The organism is Bacillus sp. PK5-006 (assembly GCF_054161415.1).
Genome location: NZ_CP096414.1, coordinates 1,668,314 through 1,687,471 on the forward strand (window position 1 = coordinate 1,668,314; position 19,158 = coordinate 1,687,471).

Annotated in this window: 19 protein-coding genes and 1 other RNA gene; 15 read left to right on the forward strand and 5 right to left on the reverse strand. The window is 41.4% G+C overall.

The genetic code is table 11. The features are described from left to right. Nucleotides 1-112 precede the first annotated feature (112 nt). Entirely contained in the window at nucleotides 113-2,824 is a 2,712-nt protein-coding gene (locus tag M1D84_RS08735) for a PBP1A family penicillin-binding protein (RefSeq protein WP_103132009.1), read from the reverse strand. 19 nt (nucleotides 2,825-2,843) lie between these two features. Continuing rightward, on the reverse strand, nucleotides 2,844-3,479 hold the full coding sequence (recU, locus tag M1D84_RS08740; RefSeq protein WP_024422774.1) for a Holliday junction resolvase RecU: 636 nt from the start codon (nucleotides 3,477-3,479) through the stop codon (nucleotides 2,844-2,846). Between the two features lie 46 nt (nucleotides 3,480-3,525). Between recU and M1D84_RS08745 the strand changes: the two genes are divergently transcribed. Next, the gene (locus tag M1D84_RS08745; RefSeq protein ID WP_213405088.1) at nucleotides 3,526-4,482 is read left to right on the forward strand and encodes a DUF2515 domain-containing protein; all 957 of its coding nucleotides are present in this window, start codon (nucleotides 3,526-3,528) and stop codon (nucleotides 4,480-4,482) included. Nucleotides 4,483-4,506: 24 nt separating this feature from the next. Here M1D84_RS08745 and sspM read toward each other — a convergent pair whose 3' ends face one another. Further along, complete coding sequence (gene sspM, locus M1D84_RS08750) at nucleotides 4,507-4,611, reverse strand: acid-soluble spore protein SspM (RefSeq protein ID WP_024422772.1); 105 nt, start codon at nucleotides 4,609-4,611, stop codon at nucleotides 4,507-4,509. Nucleotides 4,612-4,807: 196 nt separating this feature from the next. On the opposite strand from sspM, the gene M1D84_RS08755 reads away from it, so the two are divergent. The 3 genes from M1D84_RS08755 to M1D84_RS08765 all read left to right on the forward strand — a co-directional run bounded on the left by M1D84_RS08755 (nucleotide 4,808) and on the right by M1D84_RS08765 (nucleotide 6,014). After that, nucleotides 4,808-5,041, forward strand: coding sequence for a DUF5446 family protein (locus M1D84_RS08755; protein ID WP_232624203.1), 234 nt, complete (start codon nucleotides 4,808-4,810; stop codon nucleotides 5,039-5,041). Between the two features lie 49 nt (nucleotides 5,042-5,090). After that, the gene (locus M1D84_RS08760) at nucleotides 5,091-5,471 is read left to right on the forward strand and encodes a YppE family protein (protein WP_224426683.1); all 381 of its coding nucleotides are present in this window, start codon (nucleotides 5,091-5,093) and stop codon (nucleotides 5,469-5,471) included. A gap of 108 nt (nucleotides 5,472-5,579) precedes the next feature. After that, on the forward strand, nucleotides 5,580-6,014 hold the full coding sequence (locus tag M1D84_RS08765) for a YppG family protein (protein ID WP_458106442.1): 435 nt from the start codon (nucleotides 5,580-5,582) through the stop codon (nucleotides 6,012-6,014). Nucleotides 6,015-6,033: 19 nt separating this feature from the next. On the opposite strand, the gene M1D84_RS08770 is transcribed toward M1D84_RS08765, so the two are convergent. Beyond that, nucleotides 6,034-6,453: an Hsp20/alpha crystallin family protein gene (locus tag M1D84_RS08770; RefSeq protein ID WP_024422768.1), complete on the reverse strand. Its 420-nt coding sequence runs from the start codon at nucleotides 6,451-6,453 to the stop codon at nucleotides 6,034-6,036. A gap of 168 nt (nucleotides 6,454-6,621) precedes the next feature. Here M1D84_RS08770 and M1D84_RS08775 point away from each other — a divergent pair, with 168 nt between their 5' ends. Further along, the gene (locus M1D84_RS08775; protein WP_024422767.1) at nucleotides 6,622-7,128 is read left to right on the forward strand and encodes a PTS sugar transporter subunit IIA; all 507 of its coding nucleotides are present in this window, start codon (nucleotides 6,622-6,624) and stop codon (nucleotides 7,126-7,128) included. Between the two features lie 54 nt (nucleotides 7,129-7,182). On the opposite strand, the gene M1D84_RS08780 is transcribed toward M1D84_RS08775, so the two are convergent. Then, a complete protein-coding gene (locus tag M1D84_RS08780) occupies nucleotides 7,183-8,301 on the reverse strand; it encodes an NADH-dependent flavin oxidoreductase (RefSeq protein ID WP_024428115.1) in 1,119 nt (372 codons plus the stop codon). Between the two features lie 159 nt (nucleotides 8,302-8,460). Here M1D84_RS08780 and M1D84_RS08785 point away from each other — a divergent pair, with 159 nt between their 5' ends. The 10 genes from M1D84_RS08785 (at nucleotide 8,461) to M1D84_RS08830 (ending at nucleotide 19,158) form a co-directional block, all read left to right on the forward strand. After that, a complete protein-coding gene (locus tag M1D84_RS08785) occupies nucleotides 8,461-10,704 on the forward strand; it encodes a DEAD/DEAH box helicase (protein ID WP_458106443.1) in 2,244 nt (747 codons plus the stop codon). Nucleotides 10,705-10,728: 24 nt separating this feature from the next. After that, a complete protein-coding gene (locus tag M1D84_RS08790) occupies nucleotides 10,729-11,976 on the forward strand; it encodes a ribonuclease H-like domain-containing protein (RefSeq protein ID WP_024422764.1) in 1,248 nt (415 codons plus the stop codon). Between the two features lie 316 nt (nucleotides 11,977-12,292). Further along, nucleotides 12,293-12,529 carry a CotD family spore coat protein gene (locus tag M1D84_RS08795; protein WP_080652975.1) on the forward strand — a complete coding sequence of 79 codons (237 nt, stop codon included), beginning with the start codon at nucleotides 12,293-12,295 and terminating at the stop codon, nucleotides 12,527-12,529. Between the two features lie 48 nt (nucleotides 12,530-12,577). Continuing rightward, on the forward strand, nucleotides 12,578-13,120 hold the full coding sequence (locus M1D84_RS08800) for a DUF1273 domain-containing protein (RefSeq protein ID WP_029706022.1): 543 nt from the start codon (nucleotides 12,578-12,580) through the stop codon (nucleotides 13,118-13,120). Nucleotides 13,121-13,195: 75 nt separating this feature from the next. Then, nucleotides 13,196-13,501, forward strand: a complete 306-nt coding sequence (gpsB, locus tag M1D84_RS08805; protein ID WP_012010336.1) for a cell division regulator GpsB — start codon at nucleotides 13,196-13,198, stop codon at nucleotides 13,499-13,501. A gap of 60 nt (nucleotides 13,502-13,561) precedes the next feature. Continuing rightward, an RNA gene (gene rnpB / locus M1D84_RS08810) (RNase P RNA component class B) lies at nucleotides 13,562-13,948 on the forward strand. Between the two features lie 108 nt (nucleotides 13,949-14,056). After that, a complete protein-coding gene (locus M1D84_RS08815; RefSeq protein ID WP_024422763.1) occupies nucleotides 14,057-15,211 on the forward strand; it encodes a THUMP domain-containing class I SAM-dependent RNA methyltransferase in 1,155 nt (384 codons plus the stop codon). A 105-nt stretch (nucleotides 15,212-15,316) separates the two neighbouring features. Then, complete coding sequence (locus M1D84_RS08820) at nucleotides 15,317-15,514, forward strand: hypothetical protein (RefSeq protein ID WP_024422762.1); 198 nt, start codon at nucleotides 15,317-15,319, stop codon at nucleotides 15,512-15,514. 75 nt (nucleotides 15,515-15,589) lie between these two features. Next, a complete protein-coding gene (locus tag M1D84_RS08825; protein ID WP_034623491.1) occupies nucleotides 15,590-17,527 on the forward strand; it encodes an ATP-dependent DNA helicase in 1,938 nt (645 codons plus the stop codon). A gap of 125 nt (nucleotides 17,528-17,652) precedes the next feature. After that, nucleotides 17,653-19,158, forward strand: coding sequence for a carboxypeptidase M32 (locus tag M1D84_RS08830; RefSeq protein ID WP_025093083.1), 1,506 nt, complete (start codon nucleotides 17,653-17,655; stop codon nucleotides 19,156-19,158).

A 19,158-nucleotide genomic window follows, 5' to 3' on the forward strand; every position in this document is an offset into this window, starting at 1 on the left:
CTGCAAAGGTTTTCTATCACGCTGAAAAGAAGACAAAGGGCTAAAATCAAGATCATTTTAGCCCTTTGTCAACAATCTTAAAGCACTTGCCAAGGAGGCAAGTGCTTTTTCATTATTCATCTTCTTTTCGAGAAGTAGCATTTGATTGCGAATTGGAACTTTGCGAGTTGGCTTTCTCATCATCTTTCTTTTTATCTTTATTATCAGTTTGCGAGTTGCTGTTCCCATTTGTACTGTCTGAGCCATTTTCTGAAGAACCATTATTTCCGTTTTCTGTATTTCCACCTTGGTCCTGATCCTTATCCTTATCTTGATCTTTTTTGTCATCAGGCTTTTGTTCATCAGTGCCAGGGGGCTGATTTTTGTTATCGTCAGTTTGGTCTGTCTGCTCGTCGTCAGGCTGCTGCGGTTCTTCTTCTTTATTCTCATCATCCGCTTTTTCTTCCTCATCTGCGTCATCCTTAATGGTGAGGAAGGTAGAAGCCGCTTTACTCGTGACATCATCTACAGTGGCTGTCACTTGGAATTTATAAGTGGAGCCAGGCTTCACATCAGAGATGACCGCTTCTTTAGCAGAGCTGTTTTGAATCTCTTTATAGCCGCCATTATCAACTGCTTGCTTGACATTAAATGTAGCATCAGCGTCGTCAGAATAGCCCCAAGTCAGTGTGATGGATTTTTTCTCTTCATCATACACTGCTTTTAAATCAGAAGGCTTGTCGGCTTCTTTCTTCTCATATGTGTCAGATACTTTTGTTGGAACCGTTCCTTTTACAAAGTATTCTGTTGTCTTCTTGTCACTTGGTGTATTCGGTCCTGCTAATTTCGCTGGATCGGATCCTTTTTCAACCGTAGCTTCAACGACACTGTCTGGTTTTTCAAATGAGCCGCTTCCATCATCAATTTGAGAAATCAATCGCTGGAAGACGATTTTGGCCACACGCTGCTCGTAATCATTCAGCCATATTTTTCCGTCTGCATCTTTTGAATTACCGATTCCAGTCCAAACGGCTGCTGTATATTGCGGCGTATAACCGACAAACCACGAATCTTTCGCACCGCCAGAAGGGATATTGTGTTTATTAATATCGTCTTGTGTGAAGTTCGTTGTACCTGTTTTACCAGCTACTTGAACGTTCGGTACTTGTGCAAGTGTACCAGTACCAGATTGGACAGCAGTTTTCAGCATATCTGTGATCATAAATGCTGTGTAATCACTCATTGCTGCTTTTGAGTCCGGCGTAAGGTCAAGCTTTGTCCCATCATTAAATTCAACAGATGTGACAGCGTGCGGTTCATTATAGTATCCGTTATTACCGAATGCACTAAATGCACCTGCCATTTTTAATGAAGACACACCATCTTCAAATCCACCAATGGAATAAGATTCTGGAATATCAGAAGGTAAGTCCATGCCTAAATTATTAGCAAATTGAGCGGCATTGGCTGAACCAGCTTCTTGGAATGCTTTAAGTGCAGGGATGTTACGCGATTGTGCCAAAGCACTTCTCATCGACATTTTACCTAAATGTCTTCTGTCAAAGTTGTTAATCGGTGTACCATCTGAGTACGTATACGGTGCATCATCAATTTGCTGATATGTTGACCATTTTTTGTTTTCAATGACTGGACCGTAATCTAAGATCGGTTTGATTGTGGACCCTGGCTGGCGTTTTGCATCCGTCGCATAGTTAAAGCCGCCGGCTGGTACATCACGTCCACCGCCAATGGCGCGAATTTCACCATTTTTCGTATCAAGCAGGGTGACACCCGCCTGCATCCCTTTCGTAAATCCAACTGAATCTCCATTGATGATATCATTTAGGTGATCCTGTGCATTTCGATCAAGGGATGTATAGATTTTTAATCCATCAGTTGATGCATCCACTTTGGCTTTTTTCTGTACTTCTTCCATCACTTCTTCAATGTAGGCAGAGTACTTACTAGAGTTTTGGCTCTTATATTTACTAGCTGAAACAACTGTCTTGCTGACAGGGGTTGCTTTTGCAACGTCATATTCTTTTTCTGAAATGTAGCCTTGTTTTTTCATAAGGCTTAAAACGATATTACGGCGTTTTTCCGCTGCCTCGGGGTGTTTCACTGGGTTATAGGCAGAAGGACTCTGCGGCATCCCTGCAAGTGTAGCAGCTTGTGCAACGGTTAGTTTATTTAAATCTGTGACTCCGAAAAATTGTTCAGCTGCTTTCCCAACACCATAAGCATAAGGAGAGAAGAAAATACGGTTTAAATACATTTCTAAAATTTCATCTTTAGAGTATTTTTGCTCAAGCTGAATCGAGAGCCATACTTCCTGTACTTTCCGTTTTAACGTCTTTTGATTGGTTAGGAGGGAGTTTTTCACAACCTGCTGTGTAATGGTACTTCCGCCTTCAGCCCCAAAGCCGTCCTCAACGTTTGCGACAAGGGCACCGCCGATACGGATTGGATCAATCCCGTGGTGCTTATAAAAACGTGCATCTTCAGTCGCAATAAATGCGTCTTTTACCACATCGGGTATATCTTTTATCGAGACATACGTTCTTTTTTCTGCACCAACTTCTGCAAACACTTTCTTGTCTTTATCATAAAGCTTTGAAGAGTATGGTGTTTTAAGCTTACTATCATCAATAGAAGGAGCGCTTGATGCAAAAACGGCAAAAGTTGTGATTCCGGCAACTAAACAAAGTAGACCGATCACGAGTAAAGATAAAAATATTTTTTTAAATAGACCTGCTTTCTTTTTGCCTTTTTTGTTCTTTTGCTTCTTATTGTTTTCTTGACTTGCTTTACGTCGCTGTTCACGACTTGTAAATTGATCAGACATCACATCTCAACCTTTCGTGTTAAACCTTTTTCGAACGTAATTGCTGATTGCTTTCATCCGAAAAATGAAGTGTCTCCACTACTTTAATATAATCAATTCTTGGCGAATATCCAAGTGTCATTATGTGGCCAGATTCCATTAATTCGTCTTTGCTAATGGATTTACGGCCGTTTTTTTTCTGCCGCTCCCAGAAGTAAAAGAGATCTGAAGCGGGCAAATAATAAACGGAGCCAAAAGCGGATATAATAACGAAACAAATGCCGCCTTGTTTTTCAACCTGTTTCATATGCTCAATTTGATGGTCGTGGAAATTTTTGAGCGGAAACGAGGTAGTGCTTTTGGTTTCCTTTGCTTCAAAATCGATATAGCGGCCTTTATACACCCCGTTATAGTCTGTTGTGGATGATTGTTTAAAATAGGCTTCTTTAATGACAGCAGCACTTCTTTTTGGGTAATCCACATTCACAATTTGAACTGGGGTAGGCTTTTTATGAATGACTGCGATCCCGTTGACCAAATAGTATTGGTTCGTTTCATTTAAATCAGCCTCAAGCGTCATCCCGCGGTTACTATAAGAGGATTCGCCACTGATTCTTTTTTTTGTCCCAATTTGTTGAATGGGCTGATACGATTTTCCGTTTGGATACCGAATCATCAAGTTTCAGCCTCCTTTTAATGCATTTTGTATTGGAGAGATCACCATGTTGTCCCAAGAAGAGCACATCATCACTCAGCAAATTTTGCGTGAAACGAAAGCAAAAAATAAAGACAACCTGACGAGGACAAATGCTTACAAGCGCTTTTATGACCGGCATCCAGAGATGAAATGGTCGCTGCTCGCTTCCTTTGTCTCGAGAAATGCTGGGTGGTCCATGACAGATTTAAAGGGCGAGCTCTTCCATCCAGGTTTAACGGATCAGCAGGGGCACCTTTTTTTCACAGCATATGAAAGAGCGAATTGGCTGATCTTTTCGGATGCTTACCCTCAGCTTCTTTTGTATGAATGGTCTAAAAGGTGCAATAAACCTTTGTTTCATCTGCTGCCTTATTTCTACGTGTCTCGGTTTATGAGAGCTGAGTGGGAACGTTTCTGGCTAAAGCGTGACACAGAGCGTCTGCTTTATGCACTCATCATAAATGAACAATATACTATACAATCTCCTATTATACAAAATCCTCTTCTGAAAAAGAATGTTTTTCACTCGATTCAATATCTTTTCAGCGAGTGGGGACATTTCCAAACCGTTGTTTTTCCAACGGTGGACGGGCATTTGTACGGCTTAACCATACGGAAGTTTTCCAATGTAAAGGAACGTATTACATTAGGTAAAAAACTAGCGAAACTATTATTTCGAGCCGATTTGTTTTCGGATTTTTATCATTTTTTGCATACCGTTCCGCATACGGGGTCTCGGTTTGATTTTGAGCCGTTTTTAGGGATCGCTAGAAGGTCAACACCTTTTCTTCGGACGGTTTATCCGGTAATGACACATTCATTAGACGATCAAAGGGAAGATTGGTTTCAAAAGAAATTGAGTCCATCTTTATTTGAGGCAGAGCCGCTGCCAAAGCAGATTGATCTGACCGACTGGTATTTTCATAAAAAAAGACAGCTTCGTTTTCTTTTCTCATTAGAGCATTATTTTTTGCATAAATAAAAAGCAGGGGGTGCCTGCTTTTTTTTACGTAGATGGACGATTAGGACCGCCGAGCTTTTTATCCAGCTGATCTGGACTGTTTTCTTTCCCTTTTGGCTTTTGCTCTTTTGGTGCTGGCTGCTTTTTCATGAAATCTACCTCCTTTTGTCTTAGAATTTACACAATCGGACGCAATCATACAAAGAAGGACAAGCATCTGTCGAAAAGGAAGAAATAGCGCTCATCTACACTTAGATTGGCGATTTGCTTCTAGTTTTGTCATGTGTGAAGGAGGGGGAGAAAGAAAAGAGAATGTAACGAGAGACAATAAAGGAGGAATCTGATGATGAGCGAATTTGTATCAAAAGAATCCATTATGCAGTTGTTAGAGGAAATCGAGCGGAAAATTGATGCGGTGGAGGAAGAGCTGTCTCTTGCTGTGAAGCAGACGAAACGTGCAGCGATAGAAGAGCAAGAACAAATGATTGACCGGCTTGAATCAGAAGTAAAGGACTGTGAAGTGAAGCTTCATACAGCCGAGTATAAACTGGCAGCAAGACCGGCATATCACGCCGGATAGCTTTTCTATTTGAGCAATAGGTAAACGTTTGATAGGATGGTTCATAGAGGTGAACACTTTGGATAATCAAACATTACTTGAACATACACAAAACTTGAGAATATGGATCGAAGAAGCGTATGAGCAGTACCAAAAGGGAAAGGCTGAAGAGGAGTACCCATCGTATGATTTTTATACGGATATTCAGCCGGCCGTTGTTACATTTGATCAGAAAATGGAGGAGTGGCTCACCGCTGCGATCTCGTTTATTGAGCAGGCCAAACCTAGATATTTACACCAAGAACAGCTTGAAGCCGTAAAAGAAAATGGTAAAGAGGTTGTCCTGCAATCTTATTTTGGTAAACAGCACGCACCCCGTGTGAAAAATTTAGTTGAGTCAGTGGTTTACACTCTGAACCTTTTAATAGAAGAAATCAAAAAGCGCAGCTAAAGACATGATGCTGCGTTTTTCTTATGGCTTCTTTAGGCACATCTTCTGCTCTTGGTCATAATATATGAGTGACATCAATATGTGTTGAGAGCGAGAGGAGCGAGATAGATGTTCCCTTATTCAAACCAGCAGCCTTATGAATTCAATCAATTCAAGCAAAGGCCTTTTCCGTATCCAGAGATGCAGCAGCAGCCTCCGCAGCCTCCAGACTATTTCATGCCGCCTTATCAAGGTGGAGGGGGAATGAATCAGACACCATCTCCTGTTTATCAGCCGCCTTATGGATACCAAGAAAACGTGCCGCTTATGCAGCCGCCTGAAGCGATGAATCCACCCCAAATGCAGCCGCCTATGAACCCTTATCCATTGCCAAGGCCGCAAAAACAGCAGCCATCTCAATTTAAAAGTGTGCTGTCACAATTCAAAAAGACGAATGGGCAATACGATTTTAACAAAATGTTTGATACAGCTGGCCAAATGATGAGTACAATGAATCAAGTAGGCTCATTGGCGAAAGGATTTACAAGCATTTTTAAAGCATAGCTAAACCCAATAGATTGAACTATTGGGTTGTTTGCTTTGGCGCAGACACATGAAGCGATTGATCTTTCCACACACTCTTCATTTTTGTCTCATCTATTTTTGCCGGCATTAAAATCGTTTTAGTAAAACTTGAATACGAGGTAGTCGTATTCGTTTTGATTTTTTCCTGTACTGATAAGTGTAAATATTGGGCTTTTACTTCTAGCGCAATGTCTCCTTCGACAAAATGGTCTGGAAATTGAATCTCGATATACACATTCTGTTCATCCTCTGTCACATCGGTCGTAATGGATGCAAGTGAATGCGATGTGGTCATGAGTGCCTCTGCACTATTTAATATCTCGTGAAACGGGGAGGATGCAAAAAATTGTTCAATCGCTTCATATAGCATATCTTCATTTGCCAGCATTTCATGTTTTTTTTCGCCTTCATGTTTCATCTGAATCACCTCTCATCTACAGCCTATGCAGAGGGGGCTCAGGCGGTTATCAATTGATGAGAGGAAAAAATTATGATTAAATAGTGTTGAATGAAGCAAGGTGTATGGCGTAAAGTTTCATACACGAAATAGATTTAGGAAGCAAAGCTTGAAGGGAGCAAATTGACATTGCTGAAAAAATTATTCGGTTTCGGAAAAAACCAAGATGATGTAAAGGAAGAAGTCATTTATTCTCCAGTTGATGGAGAGTTAATGGATATGACTGATGTACCAGATCCCGTCTTTTCTCAAAAGATGATGGGAGACGGCGTAGCAGTAAAACCAAAAAGTGGGACGATTGTGTCACCAGTAGAGGGTGAAATCATTCAGCTCTTCCATACAAAACATGCAATTGGCATTCGAACACTCTCGGGGCTTGAGCTTCTGATTCATATCGGACTTGAAACAGTTGGGTTAAATGGTGAAGGATTTGAAGCGCACATGAAAGAAGGGGATAAGGTGAAAATCGGGGATCCTCTTATTACGTGTGATTTAGAACTGATTGAAGAGAAAGCGTCAAGTACAGTGACACCGATTGTGATTATGAACGGTGACCTTATCGAACGACTTGATAAAGAACCAAAAGGCTCTGTAGAAAAGCAGACGTCCAAGCTCTTTACAGTGAAAATGAAATAGTTCATGAAAAAAAACTACCCATTGATAGGGTAGTTTTTTATTGAGGTGAGGACATTAATCCTCCATTGGAACCCAGCCTTGACTCGCTTCCATGACAGACCACAATCCTTCTGGAATGAGATACTTGTCTTTTTGGCTGCGTTTAATGACGGTTTCAATCTCTTGTTCTCTGCCTTCTTTAATTTTCTTTGCCCAATCTGGGTCGACGATCAGCTCTCGTGCGACAGCGATGAGAGGAATTCCTTGATTGTAAGCATGGAGTGCATCTTCAGCTGTAATGACGCTGCCTACTCCAATAAGCGGAAGAGCATCGCCGCAGCGTTCTTTTAGCAGTTCCATACGTGTCTTATTAGAATCTGCGCCTCGTCTTGCTTTAGAGCCAATCTCCATTAAAGAGATATGCAAATAATCGAGGCTTTTTGTTTTGAGAACATCCACTAATGTAAACGTCTCTGTCATTGTTAAACCAGGAGTTTCTGGTTCTTCAGGAGATAACCGGTATCCAAAGATAAACGGTTTAGCCGCATGCTCTTTGATGGCCTCTTTAACTGCATCTACAACAGCAATAGGGAAAGCTAGACGTTTTTCTTCGTTTCCTCCCCATTGATCTGTACGCTGATTGCTATGCGGTGAGTAAAATTGCTGTAATAAATAACCGTTTGCCCCGTGAATTTCCACGCCGTCAAACCCTGCTTGAACCGCTCGTCTTGCCGCTTCTTTAAAGGAGTCGATAATATGCGTAATTTCCTCTTCTTTTAAAGCGCGTGCAATTTGTTTTCCATCTTTAAACACATCACTTGGCGCAACCACATCACCGTTTGGAACTAAATGAGGGAGAGCCTGAGAGCCGCCGTGATGAATTTGAATGATGGCTTTTGTTCCTTTTGCCTGGATAGCTGAAGCCAGTTTTTTCAGGCCAGGGATATCTTCATCTCTTGCGATAGAAGGCTGTCCTTCAAATGCCTTCCCATCTGGAGTCACATTCGCACATGCTGTAATCACCATGCCCATTTCACTTGATCTAGCTGTAATGAAGTCAATTTCGTCTTTTGAAATGGTGCCGTCGTCATGAGAACCGAAGTGTGTCATTGGAGCAACCACTAACCGTCCATCAATAGAGGCGCCTCCTGGAAACGTAAATGGTTCAAATAAAGGCTTAAATTCGTTTTTCAATCTGATCATCTTCTTCCTTGATAAAATCATTTCACTTTAGAAGTGTAATAGATACTGTTACAACAGTTCAAAGTATTTGCTCATAAGTCCGCATCAAAAAATTGCCGCCTAGTCATGCAAACAAATATTCGGTACACTAGAATGAGAGGTGGACGCAATATGAAAAAAACAATGAACGAACTGATAGAAGAATTAAAGAAAGACGAACAGGTAGAACATTGGCATGAAATTGAAGCAAAGCCTGCACAGACCTCACCTGTTCCTGAAAGAGTGGACGACAGGCTAAAAAAGGCGCTTGAAAAACGAGGCGTGAAAGAGCTGTATATTCATCAAAAAGAAGCCTTTGAACGAGTAATGAATGGTGAGCATGTAGTAACGGTTACACCAACAGCTTCAGGTAAAACGCTTTGCTACAATCTGCCTGTTCTTCAGTCGATTGCAGAAGACCAGACAAACCGCTCTCTTTATTTATTTCCAACAAAAGCGCTCGCACAGGATCAAAAGAGTGAACTTAACGAGATCATCCACGAGATGGATGTTCCGATTCATAGTGAAACATATGACGGGGACACCTCCCCGGCCATTCGGCAGCGAGTCAGACAAGCAGGACATATTGTCATCACAAACCCAGATATGCTGCATTCAGCTATTTTGCCTCATCATACGAAATGGGTCAGTTTATTTGAGAATTTGAAGTATATTGTCATTGATGAGCTTCATACATATCGAGGCGTTTTTGGCAGTCATGTGGCTAATGTGATTCGCAGGTTAAAACGTATTTGTGCATTTTATGGAAGTGATCCGATTTTCATTTGTACTTCCGCAACGATTGCAAATCCAAAAGAGCTGGCGCAGCAGCTCACAGGGAGCAAAGTGCATCTTATTGAACGAAACGGAGCGCCTAGCGGTAAAAAGAATTTTGTGTTTTATAACCCGCCGGTGGTGAATAAACCATTAAATATTAGACAAAGCGCTGCCACTGTCGTCAACCAATTGGCTAAAACATTTTTAAAAGAAAAAATTCAAACGATCGTTTTTGCTAGAAGCAGAGTACGAGTAGAAGTGATTTTAAGTCATATTCAAGAGCTTGTGAAAAAAGAAATTGGTCCAAAATCGATTCGCGGGTATCGCGGAGGCTATTTGCCAAAAGAGCGGCGCGTGATTGAAAAGGGGTTAAGAGAAGGAGACATTCTAGGTGTCGTGAGCACGAACGCACTAGAATTAGGGGTAGATATAGGTCAGCTAAAGGTATGCATTATGACGGGGTATCCTGGCAGTGTAGCGAGTACATGGCAGCAGGCAGGACGTGCTGGAAGGCGTCATGAGGAGGCGCTCATTATCATGGTGGCAAGTTCCTCACCCCTTGATCAATATATTGTCCGACACCCTGAATATTTCTTTAATAGACCGCCTGAAGCAGCCAGAATCAATCCTGAAAATCTCATTATTTTAGTGGATCATCTAAAATGTGCTTCCTACGAGCTGCCATTTCGGACGGATGAACAGTTTGGCGGCATGGAAGTAGAGGACATTTTGCAATACTTACATGAGGAAGGGGTTCTTCATTTTAGCGGGAACCGGTATTATTGGTCAGATCAATCGTTCCCAGCGCATGGCATCAGCCTGCGGTCTGCAAGCCAAGAAAATGTGGTAATTGTGGATCAATCCGACGTAGCGAATGTTCGGATTATTGGAGAGATGGATCGATTCAGTGCAATGACACTGCTTCATGATGAGGCGATTTATTTACATGAAGGGGTTCAGTATCAAGTAGAAAAGCTAGATTACGAGCATTTGAAGGCTTATGTGAAACAAGTAGATGTAGAATACTATACAGATGCGAATTTAGCTGTTCAGCTCAAGGTACTGGAAATCGATCAGACAACAGAGAAAGAAGCAGTATCTGTTCACTACGGTGATGTGACTGTCAACGCAATGCCAACAATTTTCAAAAAAATCCGGCTCAGTACTGGTGAAAATATCGGGTCTGGACCGATTCACTTACCGGAAGAAGAAATTCATACGAGTGCGGCTTGGTTTGAATTACACGAGGCAGAGCGGAGATTTGAAGAGAAGACACTTGAACAGCTGCTGCTTGGCATCGCAAATGTTCTTCAGCACATTGTACCTGCTTTTGTGATGTGTGACCGCTCAGATATTCATGTTGTTTCACAAATTAAAGCGGCACATACCGGTAAACCGACAGTCTTTTTATATGACCACTACCCTGGCGGAATCGGTTTAAGCAAAGAAGTCCAAGCTCGTTTCGATGAAATAGCAGGTGCAGCCATTCAGCTGATAGAGCGGTGCCGCTGTGAGAACGGCTGTCCATCCTGCATTGGCATGGAAATGAAAGAGGTGAGCGGAAAAAGCAGCATTGTTGAATTGATGTCTGTATTTTAAGGGGAAGGAGGAAGATACCTACTCATGTCTTTAAAAGGGAAATTAAATCGAATGAAGAAGCACCTGTCGCACAACCAGCCAAACGAAAAACGGCAAAAAGCAGTGGAAGGGCAACCTCAGCCTGTGACGGCCGATAACATTCCATTTTTAAAGGAATGGGAGCAATTGGGAGCAGCTCCTTATCACTTTGAGGATTCTTTTTGTCTCATTCGAGAAGTCACCTATTCATTAGATGATAAGCATGGACTCTACTCGTTTGCGGAACTGCCAAAGATCATCGAGGCATGGAACAAAAGCAGCATCCAGCATTCTCTATCGGCTAAAGGTTACAAGCCGCATGAACTGTTTTTCTTTGATACAGAAACAACTGGATTATCTGGCGGAACGGGAAATATGATCTTCTTGCTAGGACATGCGCGGGTCTTTGCTGACAAAGTAGTGGTGAAACAGCACCTGCTCACAAATCCGGGAAATGAAGCAGCTCTTTATAAAAGCTTTCTCGATGAAGTGAACGTAGAATCACTCGTTACATATAATGGAAAATCATTCGATTGGCCGCAAGTGAAAACGAGACATACTTTGCTGCGAGATCAAATCCCTGCGCTTCCAGAGTTTGGCCACTTTGATCTTCTGCATGGGTCAAGACGGTTGTGGAAGCATAAATATGAACGAATGGCGCTGTCTGTAGTTGAAAAAGAAGAGCTGCACGTTCACCGGGAAGGAGACACACCGGGTTTTTTGGCACCGATGATCTATTTTCACTTTTTAAAGGAACAAAATCCGAAGCTCATTGAAGGGATTTTGACTCATAATGAATTAGACGTCCTTTCGTTAATCAGCCTCTACATTCATCTATCCAAAAAAATTCTATCTATGGATGCGGTAAAGGAGCATGATGAGAAATACGCGCTGGCTAGGTGGCATCTTGCGCATCGTGATGTACAGGAAGCTACGAAGCATTTGCGGGAATTAACAGGTGCTGATTTTGAACATGCCAATCAGGCGGCTTTTGATCTCTCCTTACAATATAAACGTCTAAACGAGTGGGATGAAGCAGTTCGAATTTGGGAAACATTATTTGAATCAAGTGATGTCCATTTAGCATTAAAAGCGGGTATAGAGCTTGCGAAGTGTAAAGAGCATCGCCAAAAAGATGCAAGGTCAGCTCTTTCCATCACGGAATCTTTATTATCTTTCTCATCGTTAAGCGAGCGAGACACAAAAGAGCTTGAGAAGCGAAAAAAACGGCTATTGAGAAAAGCTGGGCAATGAAATATTATTACCCGGGAAAGCGCAAAAAATGACAACGTTCGGCTCTCGGCCGAAAATAAAAATTGTTTAGCACTTTTATTGTAGAAAGTCCGCGAATCCTGTAAAATAACGTTAGATATTGAATGAGGAGCGTATAGCATGTATAAGGGTCTTTTCTACTTGTTTTTTCTTGTGGTCATTTTGGTCGCTTTTGTGTTTTCAAACTATAAAGATATTTTTCTTGCCAACTTTTAAAATAGGTTAATGCATTAGTACATGTACACCTCTTAATTCATACATTGTTAATGTAAGAAAATAAAGGAGAGGGGAATGCTACATGTACCATCATCATCATTGCCATCCGAATGTTACACAGCCAATTGTTCATCCGACGAATCATTGCTGTACACACAGCGAGTCAACAACAATTGTGCCGCATATCCACCCGCAGCATGTGACAAATGTTCACCACCATAATTTCAAACATGTTCACTACTTCCCGCATACGTTTTCTCAGGTGGACCCGACAACACATCAACACTTTAACTGCGGTGGACCTTGCTGTAACAGATAAAGTGAATGGGACTTTTATAAGTCCCATTTTTTAAAAGCAGGTGAAAAAATGAAAATTATTGCTGTCACAGGGTACAAGCCCTTTGAGCTTGGGATATTCAAACAAGACGAGCCTGCACTTCAATACATAAAAGCGGAGCTTCAAAAAAGGCTGACAGCCCTTATCGAAGAAGGTCTGGAATGGGTTCTCATCTCAGGCCAGCTTGGGGCAGAAATTTGGACAGCCGAAGTGGTGTTTGAGCTTCAGGAGGAATATCCAGCGTTAAAACTTGCAGTCATTACGCCATTTTATGAACAGGAAGAGCGCTGGAATGAACAAAACAAAGAGTTGTATGAAGGAATTCTTGCACAGGCCGATTTTGTAGAAAGTGTCACGCATAGACCGTACGAAAGTCCGGCACAATTTAAACAAAAGAACCGCTTTTTTATCGAAAAAACAGATGGTCTTCTCGTCTTATATGATCCCGAGCATGAGGGATCGCCGAAGTATATGATCAGGGAGGCGGAAGCCTATACCGATTACCCGATTATGTACATCACGATGGATGATCTAAGAGCGCAGGTTGAGGCGGAAGATCCGTTTTTTGATTAAAAGCAAGAGAAAATTTGACAACGTCACGTATTTCTGAAAAAATATACTATGAATTCACGATATGAGGTGAAAAAGATGCTTGCTGATAAAGTAAAGCTTTCTGCGAAAGAAATTTTAGAAAAAGAATTTAAAACAGGTGTCAGAGGGTACAAACAAGAAGAAGTCGATAAATTTTTAGATATGGTCATTAAAGACTATGAGACATTCAACCAAGAAATCGAAAAACTTCAACAAGAAAACCTCCACTTGTCAAAACAGCTTGAAGAAGCTGTTGAACAAGGGAAAAGACAGCCTGCACAGTCTAATACAACAAACTTTGATATTTTAAAAAGACTATCGAACCTTGAGAAACACGTATTTGGCAGCAAACTTTATGATTGAGTGTTGCTGAAAAAGCTTGTGTCAGATGTCATTGTCGTTTATAATAACGCTTATTGATTAACGTTCGGGTAATCGCTGTAATGCTATTTAGGGCATTGCAGAGGAAAGTCCATGCTCGCACGGTGCTGAGATGCCCGTAGTGTTCGTGCCTGGCGAAAAAATAAGCCAGGGCAGCCTGGGAAAGGCTGACGGCAGGAAAAATGCCTACGTCCTTTTTAGGATATGGCAAAGTATCCTTGAAAGTGCCACAGTGACGAAGTCTCACTAGAAATGGTGAGAGTGGAACGCGGTAAACCCCTCGAGCGAGAAACCCAAACTTGGTAGGGGAACTTTCTCAAAGGAACCAAACGGAGAGAAGGACAGAGAATTCTGTAGATAGATGATTACCACCTGAGTACGAGGCATTTGCCGTTTGCAGTACGATGGAACAAAACATGGCTTACAGAACGTTAAATCCGTTATAATAAACATGATGAAACAAAGCTCTCCTATTTCAACATATGGAGAGCTTTTATCTTGAATACATAAAAGGACGAGAAAACAGGTGATAAATCAATGAAAACCTATACACTCATCGCAACAGCTCCAATGGGAATTGAAGCAATTGTTGCAAAAGAAGTAAGAGACCTTGGCTATGAGTGCACAGTCGACAACGGAAAAGTGATTTTCAAGGGGGATGCTCTTGCGATTTGCCGTGCAAACCTTTGGCTGCGTACAGCAGACCGGATCAAGGTACAAGTTGCTGAATTTTCGGCTAAAACATTTGATGAGCTTTTTGAACGGACGAAAGCGATTGACTGGGCCGCTTTTTTACCAAAAAACAGTACGTTTCCTGTCATCGGGAAATCTGTTAAATCTCAGCTTGCCAGTGTGCCGGACTGCCAGCGCATCGTCAAAAAAGCCATTGCGCAAAAGCTTAAATCCTCCTACAACATTCAGTCTGAATGGCTTGAAGAGACGGGACCTGAATATAAAATCGAGATCGCTCTTTTAAAAGATAAAGCGGTTCTTACGCTTGATACATCTGGTGTAGGTCTTCATAAACGCGGATACCGCATGGATCAAGGCGGAGCACCCATTAAAGAAACGCTTGCTGCTGCGCTCGTCTTATTAACGAACTGGACACCTGACCGTCCGTTTGTGGACCCTTTCTGCGGATCAGGAACAATCGCCATTGAAGCAGCGATGATAGGACAAAACATTGCCCCAGGATTTAACCGGGATTTTGCGTCTGAATCATGGGAATGGATCGGTGAAGACATATGGAACAAAGCGCGTGTGGAAGTAGAAGAAAAAGCAAACTATGATCAGCCGCTCCGCATTATTGCAAGTGACATCGACCATCGTATGGTAGACATTGCAAAAATGAATGCAGAAGAAGCAGGACTGAGTGAACTGATTGAGTTTAAACAAATGCAAGTAAAAGACTTTCAAACAAGAGAAGAGTACGGTGTGATTGTCGGAAATCCTCCTTACGGTGAACGACTGAGTGATAAACCAGCAGTTGAAAAAATGTATCAAGGAATGGGTGAAGCGTTTAAGAACCTAGATACATGGTCCATTTACATCTTAACGTCACACGAAAAATTCGAAGAGTGCTTCGGAAGAAAAGCGACGAAAAAGAGAAAACTGTTTAACGGATTTATTAAAACAGACTATTATCAATATTGGGGAAAACGCCCGCCTAGAAAGCAACCAACCGAATCGTAAGAAATGGCCGCACCGAAAGAAGGTGCGGCTTTTTTATGCTGAAAAGGTATAACTCTCGGCGAGACGGAATAAACTGAACTTGATTTTAAAAAAAGAGGTGTCTTCATGATTCATTATGATCAAATTCAGTTAATCCAAAAAGCACTCGCTTCGACTGCTCAAGAAATTGAAGGGCATGAAGGTGGACAATCTGCTCAGCTTACGGCAGCCATCGAAGATTTAGCGCTGGCTCAGGCATACATAGAACGTTCTGAGCATGCATTTTTAATGAAGGAAAGCTATCAACATCGCCTGCGCTCATAAAAAAAGATTGTTTTTCCCCAGCGTAAATGGTACTATTGAATGTCTGAATGATTCAAAAGTTGGGGGTTGAAGCAGGTGACAGCATCTCGTTTGCCTTTTTCATTATCAAAAGAACACAATTTTTACGAAGAACTGGGCAACTGGATTGGTGATGTGTTTTATGACATTTTGCCAGAAAAGGGCTTTGATCTTCGAGATGAACAAATATTTATGGCTTTTCAACTAGAAAGAGCCTTTAAAGAAAAAAGTGTGATGTTTGCCGAAGCTGGGGTAGGCACAGGCAAAACCATCGTCTATCTATTATTTGCCGTCACATATGCAAGGTATACAGGGAAGCCTGCGATTATTGCATGTGCAGATGAAACGTTAATTGAACAGCTCGTTAAACAAGAAGGTGATATCTATAAAATTGCCAATCACCTTGATATTCAAATAGATGCGAGATTAAGTAAATCGCATGATCAATATTTATGCTTAAAAAAGCTGGAGAAAACGATGCAGCGTGAAGATGATGAAAAGTGGCTCGATATTTATGAATCACTGCCTTCATTTGTTCATGAATCACATGGCATGCAAACCTTTTATCCGTATGGCGATCGAAAAGAGTATCCAGAGTTATCAAATGATGAATGGTCACGAATTGGCTATGACTCGTTTCAGGACTGCCTGACGTGCGATATGCGTCATCGCTGCGGTCTGAATTTATCAAGAGATCATTACCGGAAAGCGACAGATCTCATCATCTGTTCACATGATTTTTACATGGAGCATGTGTGGACGAAGGAATCCCGGAAACGTGAGGGTCAGCTTCCGCTGCTTCCTGAGCATAGCTCCGTCGTATTTGATGAGGGACACCTTCTCGAGTTTGCCGCACAAAAAGCGTTAACGTACCGAGTGAAGCAATCAACGCTCGAAACATTTTTGGAACGTCTTTTGCAAAACGACATACGCGAAGAATTTGCAGAGCTTGTTGAAGATGCACTTGCAACAAACGATGAGTTCTTTTATCTCTTAAAAACGCATGCAAAAGAAGTCAAAGGCTCGCACCGGCTTGAAATTGGGCGTGTCGATGAGGTGAAGCGTTCTGCAAGTGAATTGTGTGACTTGCTTGAAAAAATCGGAGAAGCGCTCGTGTTTGAATCTGAGATGTATACGATCGATCAATACGAATTATCTGTTGTGGAAGAATACATTGAACAAATGGCGTATTCTTTATCGCTTTATCAAAAAAATGCCATTAGCTGGCTGGAAAAACAGGAATTAGATACAACATTTGTTGTGATGCCGAAGACGGTCGCAGAGGTACTTGGCGAAAAAGTATTCTCGCAAAAAAGACCATATATTTTCTCTTCCGCTACATTGTCTGAGAATCAATCCTTTGATTATTTAGCTGAAAGTCTTGGGATTAAAGATTACTTATCAATGAGTGTCGCTTCGCCGTATGATTACGATGAACAAATGAAGATTTATTTCCATGGAATTCAGCAGCTCGCTGAGCAAGAGGCAAAAGCACAGCAAGTGATGACTCAGCTGAAAGAAAATGGAGGACGATCTCTGATTCTCTTCCCTTCATTTGATGAACTTCATTTCTTTAGAAAACAACTTGAAGCAGCAAATGAATCACTGCCGTTTGACGTATATTTTGAGGGAGACGAGGAAATCAGCACGATTGTTCAAAAGTTCCAAGCTGATGAGACATCCGTGTTATGCTCAGTTCATTTGTGGGAAGGGCTTGATATTCCAGGTGAATCATTAACGAATGTGATCATCTGGGGACTTCCTTATCCGCCGCATGATCCAGTATTTGAAGCGAAACGGAATGAAGCAAAGGATGCACATGCTGAAGTTGACCTTCCGTATATGCTGCTTCGCTTACGCCAAGGGATCGGAAGACTGATCCGGACAAGCCAAGACGCAGGAAGCATTCATATTTACTTTGATCGTAAGGAAGATACTAAGCTTCAAAGTAAAATTGAATCCGTCCTGCCAGTGAAGCCCATCATCACATCTTAAATAGGTGAAAACTTGCAAATGAGGAGGATACCACGGTGTATCCTCCTTTTTCATTGACAAAAGAACATTCATTGAAGTAGCCTTGAAACGTACATACATATTTTATTGATTGGGGGAACAAACGCATGAGTCTTGAAGCAACTGAGAAAGCGTTTTATCAATTACTAGGGAAAATCGCCCATTATACAGAGGCGCTCCATTTACTTTATTGGGACTCTAGAACACAAGCACCTAAAAAAAGTGCGGATTTTAGAGCTGAAACGATCGGTCAATTATCAAGTGATATTTTTAATATGAAGACTTCTGATGAAATGAGAGATCTTCTTCTTGCATTAAACAAACATCGAGATGAGCTGTCAAAAGATACACAGAAGGCGCTCGAATTATCACAAAAAGAGTATGATGAAAACAGTAAAATTCCGAAAGAAGAATTTAAAGAATACTCGATTTTGCAATCAAAAGCGGAGCATGTATGGGTAGAAGCAAGGGAGAAATCAGACTTTTCACTCTTTGCACCATACTTAAAACAGCTTATTGACTTTAACAAGCGTTTCATCCAATATTGGGGCGTGAAAAAAACGCCTTATGATGTGCTGCTCAATAACTATGAACCAGATATGACGGTTGAACAGCTTGATCAAAAATTTGGTGCACTTCGTGACGCTATTGTTCCTCTTGTGAAAAAAATCGAAGCCTCACCTAATAAGCCGGATACTTCATTTTTATCGAAAAGCTTCCCAATCGATAAACAAAAGGAATTGAGTCTCTTTTTCTTAAAAGAATTAGGATATGATTTTGACGCAGGCCGCCTTGATACAACAGTCCATCCATTTGCTGTAACGTTAAGCAGAGGTGACGTACGTGTGACGACTCGTTATGATGAGCATGATTTTCGAATGGCGATCTTTGGCACGATTCATGAATGTGGTCATGCGATTTATGAGCAAAACATTGATGAAGCACTGAGCGGAACACTTTTATGTGATGGGACTTCGATGGGTATCCATGAATCACAGTCTCTTTTCTTTGAGAACTTTATCGGCAGACACGAAGATTTCTGGAAAACGTATTATCAAAAGCTGCAAGAAGCTTCACCTGAGCAATTTAAAGATGTTTCTTTAGAAGACTTTGTGCATGCAGTGAATGAATCGAAGCCGACTTACATTCGAATTGAAGCCGATGAACTGACATATCCGCTTCACATTATCATCCGCTATGAAATTGAGAAAGCGATTTTCAATGAAGAAGTAGCAGTTGAAGATCTGCCTGCACTTTGGAATGAAAAATATCAAGCGTATCTTGGTATTACGCCTCCTAATGATGCACTCGGTATCTTGCAGGATGTTCACTGGTCTGATGGAAGCTTTGGCTATTTCCCTTCATATGCCCTTGGTTATATGTATGCAGCGCAATTAAAGCAGCAAATGATCAAAGATTTACCAAATTTTGATGAGCTCATTCAAACTGGGTCTTTTGCACCGATAAAAGAATGGCTGACGGAACATGTTCACCAGCATGGTAAACGGAAAAAGCCATCTGAAATCATTCAAGATGCAACAGGCGAAGAATTAAATGTTCAATATTTAATCGACTACTTAACGGATAAATATACGAAACTGTATTTATCATAA

Coding starts and splice junctions, on each gene's coding strand:
- M1D84_RS08790 (WP_024422764.1), top strand. CDS start 10,729: ATGTCTTTAAAAGGGAAATTAAATCGAATGAAGAAGCACCTGTCGCAC.
- M1D84_RS08785 (WP_458106443.1), top strand. CDS start 8,461: ATGAAAAAAACAATGAACGAACTGATAGAAGAATTAAAGAAAGACGAA.
- M1D84_RS08830 (WP_025093083.1), top strand. CDS start 17,653: ATGAGTCTTGAAGCAACTGAGAAAGCGTTTTATCAATTACTAGGGAAA.
- M1D84_RS08755 (WP_232624203.1), top strand. CDS start 4,808: ATGAGCGAATTTGTATCAAAAGAATCCATTATGCAGTTGTTAGAGGAA.
- M1D84_RS08770 (WP_024422768.1), bottom strand. CDS start 6,453: ATGAAACATGAAGGCGAAAAAAAACATGAAATGCTGGCAAATGAAGAT.
- M1D84_RS08815 (WP_024422763.1), top strand. CDS start 14,057: ATGAAAACCTATACACTCATCGCAACAGCTCCAATGGGAATTGAAGCA.
- sspM (WP_024422772.1), bottom strand. CDS start 4,611: ATGAAAAAGCAGCCAGCACCAAAAGAGCAAAAGCCAAAAGGGAAAGAA.
- recU (WP_024422774.1), bottom strand. CDS start 3,479: ATGATTCGGTATCCAAACGGAAAATCGTATCAGCCCATTCAACAAATT.
- gpsB (WP_012010336.1), top strand. CDS start 13,196: ATGCTTGCTGATAAAGTAAAGCTTTCTGCGAAAGAAATTTTAGAAAAA.
- M1D84_RS08795 (WP_080652975.1), top strand. CDS start 12,293: ATGTACCATCATCATCATTGCCATCCGAATGTTACACAGCCAATTGTT.
- M1D84_RS08800 (WP_029706022.1), top strand. CDS start 12,578: ATGAAAATTATTGCTGTCACAGGGTACAAGCCCTTTGAGCTTGGGATA.
- M1D84_RS08745 (WP_213405088.1), top strand. CDS start 3,526: ATGTTGTCCCAAGAAGAGCACATCATCACTCAGCAAATTTTGCGTGAA.
- M1D84_RS08765 (WP_458106442.1), top strand. CDS start 5,580: ATGTTCCCTTATTCAAACCAGCAGCCTTATGAATTCAATCAATTCAAG.
- M1D84_RS08820 (WP_024422762.1), top strand. CDS start 15,317: ATGATTCATTATGATCAAATTCAGTTAATCCAAAAAGCACTCGCTTCG.
- M1D84_RS08735 (WP_103132009.1), bottom strand. CDS start 2,824: ATGTCTGATCAATTTACAAGTCGTGAACAGCGACGTAAAGCAAGTCAA.